This is a genomic window from Proteiniphilum sp. UBA1028, from assembly GCF_002316955.1.
Taxonomy (GTDB): Bacteria; Bacteroidota; Bacteroidia; order Bacteroidales; family Dysgonomonadaceae; genus Proteiniphilum.
The window spans coordinates 5,320-9,180 of record NZ_DCEN01000003.1 but is presented as its reverse complement, the minus strand read 5'-3'; the positions used below and the strand labels follow the sequence as shown (position 1 = coordinate 9,180).

At 48.0% G+C, this 3,861-nt stretch carries 3 protein-coding genes; all 3 read left to right on the top strand.

Going from position 1 to position 3,861, the window contains the following annotated elements; all coding sequences use genetic code 11:
* On the top strand, positions 1–854 hold an 854-nt coding region (locus B3Z75_RS00300), incomplete at its 5' end, for an alpha-L-fucosidase (protein WP_294066418.1).
* Positions 855–915: 61 nt separating this feature from the next.
* Positions 916–2,466 (top strand): alpha-L-fucosidase, encoded by a 1,551-nt coding sequence (locus B3Z75_RS00295; protein WP_414702834.1) that lies wholly within the window; start codon positions 916–918, stop codon positions 2,464–2,466.
* A gap of 88 nt (positions 2,467–2,554) precedes the next feature.
* The coding region (locus B3Z75_RS00290) for a sugar-binding domain-containing protein (RefSeq protein ID WP_294066414.1) at positions 2,555–3,861 on the top strand (1,307 nt) is incomplete at its 3' end.

The following is a 3,861-nucleotide window of genomic DNA, read 5'->3' as shown; positions in this document are numbered from 1 at the left end:
AGTACATGGATGCGGCTACCGTAATCCAATTGCTGATGCAAAATGTCAGCCGCAACGGAACCATGTTGCTCAATCTTACTCAGCATGGTCGTGGTGATCTTGATCCGGAGGTAATCGCTATGGCAAAAGATGTGGGTGCATGGTTGAAAATAAACGGCAAGGCGGTTTTCGGATCGCGACCTTTTGAGGTTTATGGCGAGAATAATATTTGCTTTACACGCAATAATGGGTATATTTACGCAACAATTTTTAACTGGGATGACAGCCCGATCACTTTTAAATCCCTGCATTCAAATGGGAGCACGCTGGGTAAGATTTCCAGGGTAGACATGCTTGGTAGCGACATCGAGATCAATTTCGTACAGAATGAAACGGGATTGACAATAACACCCAGTCAAAAACTACAATCCATCGATGGAATCACCGATAGTTCGCTGTCACATGCATACCGTGTTTTACAAATTACCCACGATAAGGGGTGGGTAAACGATGACGACCCGGGCATTGTAGCTCCCGGATGGAAACGGGCTTGTAACCTGGAATCAGGCGACTACAACAATGACCTGACCATGAGCGAAATAGCGGGTGACGTTTGGAGTTACTCTTTTAAGGGTAGTGGCGTAACAGTCATTGCGCCAAAAGAAGAGGGTGCTGGCATTATTGAAATACAGATTGATGATAACGTGAGGGCTACAGTCAATTTGTCAACTACGGGAATACGCAAGCCACAGCAGCTTGTATGCGAGATACGCGATCTGGAACCCGGTAATCATACTATAAAAATTATAAACCGGGGTGACGGAAATGTAGCAATTGATGCATTAAAAATAGATAATCTCAAAGATGAAATTTAGTTTTTTACCAATTTTATTATCAGGAGTAATCATAACTTCGTGTGTCCCAAAGCATGAGGATATGATGGAAGGGATCTATGAACCTACGTGGGAGTCACTTGCCCAGTATGAAAAAGCCCCGGATTGGTTCAGGGATGTCAAATTTGGAATTTGGTCCCATTGGGGGCCACAGTGTCAACCCGGACAAGGGGATTGGTATGCCCGGGAAATGTACATGGAGGGAAGTCGTGCCTACCGATGGCATGTCGAAAATTATGGCCATCCATCGGAATTTGGATTCAAGGATGTAATCAATCTCTGGAAAGCCGACAAATGGGATCCTGAAGAGTTGATGGAGTTGTACCATCGGGTAGGAGCGCGTTACTTCTTCACCCTGGGTAATCATCACGATAATTTTGACAACTGGAACAGCAAGCATCACAAGTGGAATGCTGTAAATATGGGGCCTAAAAAAGACATTGTGGGTGGCTGGGAGAAAGTAGCGCGAAAATATGGGATGTATTTCGGCGTGAGTATCCATTCGGCACATGCATGGACCTGGTATGAAACCGCTCAACGCGCCGATGAGGAAGGTGCGTTATCCGGTGTGCCATTCGACGGAAAAATGACGAAAAAAAATGGCAAGGGTAAATGGTGGAACGGATATGATCCACAGGAGTTATACGCGCAAAACCACCCGTTGAGTGAAGAGAGCTGGGACAATGGCATGATTCATCGCCAATGGGCTTGGGGAAATGGTGCTTTTCCTCCTTCAGAAGAATATTGTCAGAATTTTTTTGATCGTAATGTGGATATGATCAATCATTATAGTCCCGACCTGATTTACTACGACGATACCGCTATGCCTTTGTGGCCTGTGAGTGATGCCGGTTTGCGTACCGTAGCTCACTTTTACAATAAAAGCGTTAGCGAGAATGAAGGCAAAAATGAAGCCGTTGTATTCGCCAAAATTTTGTCTGATGAACAGAAGAATGCATTGGTATGGGATGTGGAGAAAGGGGTTCCCGATCAGATACAGGAGAAGCCGTGGCAAACATGTACTTGCTTGGGATCATGGCATTACGACCAATCCATTTACGACAATGATCGATACAAATCTGCAAAAACAGTCGTCCACATGTTGATTGACATTATCAGCAAAAATGGGAATTTATTGCTGAGTGTGCCGCAGAGGGGGGACGGAACGATTGACGACAAAGAGCGGAAGATATTAGAGGATATCGCAGCCTGGATGGCGGTGAACAGCGAAGGGGTATACGACACACGTCCCTGGAAGATTTTTGGTGAAGGGCCCGTAGCGGAAGCTAGCAATCCGCTGCAAGCTCAGGGCTTTAACGAAGGAAGGCACGCTCCGTATACTTCGGCAGATATTCGTTTTGTAGTGAAGGGCGACAACCTCTATGCCCATGTACTGGCGCACCCGGAAGACAACAAAGTGGTTATCCGGTCCCTGTCGGAAGGAAATCCGTTAATGGAGGGAGAAATCAAGTCAGTGTCTCTGGTTGGAAGCAACAGAGAGATAGAGTTCAAAAGGAACACCGAAGGGCTCATGATTGAACTACCCGATGAGGGTGCACCGAATGAGATCTCCCTGTTGCTGAAAATCTCGTAACATGAACTTCTTTTCCCTCTTATTGATGGGAAAGGGATTCATGCTATCGGCCAGTTCCATGTGTGTTAACAAAAATGGGGGAATTTGTATGAACAACAAAAGCAATATCTTCGTCCGAATCACAATGCAGTCACTTCTCATTGTCGTTGCCGCCGGATTGATTGGCTCCTGTTCAATCCCTGCAAAAAAGGCACCAACAGGTCGTGAAAAAATCTCTCTCAACGAGGATTGGTTTTTTTACCGATACCACATTGCTGAGAAAGCCGACGCATTGAATTATGACATACGTCCTGAAGTTGAAGATGCGAGAGAGTATCTGGTAGCGGATGCCAAACCCACGGAAGCAGTAGAGGCAGGTACTTCCGCAGAGGTATTAAAGCCATGGATCCTGCCCACGGCAAATCCTTTTATCAAAGATTTCAAAAAACATCATATTCGTCCCGAAGGTGAAGCGCCCGGAAAAGATTTCCCTTTTGTGCAACACGATTTTGATGACTCTGGCTGGCAGCGGGTCAACCTGCCGCACGACTGGGCCATTGAGGGACCTTTTTACAAAGGGGATAGCCCGGAAGTGGGTGGCGGAATGGGACGTCTTCCTGTACAGGGGGTTGCCTGGTACAGAAAGAAAATTGACATTCCCTCTTCCGACAAAGGCAGGTCTGTTTTTCTTGACGTGGAGGGCGCCATGTCCTATGCCATGGTCTGGCTCAACGGCACCCTGGTGGGCGGCTGGCCCTATGGCTACAACTCATGGCAACTGGATCTGACACCCTATATTCTCTATGGTGAAGAGAACCAGCTGGCAATCCGCCTCGACAACCCCAACCACTCCTCACGCTGGTATCCGGGTGCGGGGATCTACCGAAATGTATGGCTGATCAAAACTCACCCGGTACACATTGGTCAGTGGGGAACCTATGTGACGACGAGAGAAGTCTCCGCATCCTCGGCGACGGTCGACCTGGAAGTAAACGTCGACAACGATTCGGGATCGGATGTGACGGTGTCTATCGGGACTGAGATCTATGAACTGGACAGCCTGGGAGAAAAAGGGAAAAAGGTCATTGCATCTTTCCCGGTTACAGAGATTGCATTGGGCGCAGGAGAGAGAGATAAAAGCAAACACACCACCGTGGTAAGAAACCCTAGGCTGTGGGGACCAAAGCCTACACAGACCCCTCACCTTTACCGGGCTATCACCACCTTGAAACAAAACGGCAGGGTGATCGACTGCTACGAAACAAGCTTCGGCATCCGCAAGCTGTTGCTCGATCCGAAACAGGGAGTGGTGGTGAACGGGGAAGTAGTCAAGCTGAAGGGAGTCAACCAGCACCACGACCAGGGTGCACTGGGTGCGGCGTTCAACCGGCGCGCCGCGGAACGACAGCTTGAGCT

Coding starts and splice junctions, on each gene's coding strand:
- B3Z75_RS00295 (WP_414702834.1), top strand. CDS start 916: ATGATGGAAGGGATCTATGAACCTACGTGGGAGTCACTTGCCCAGTAT.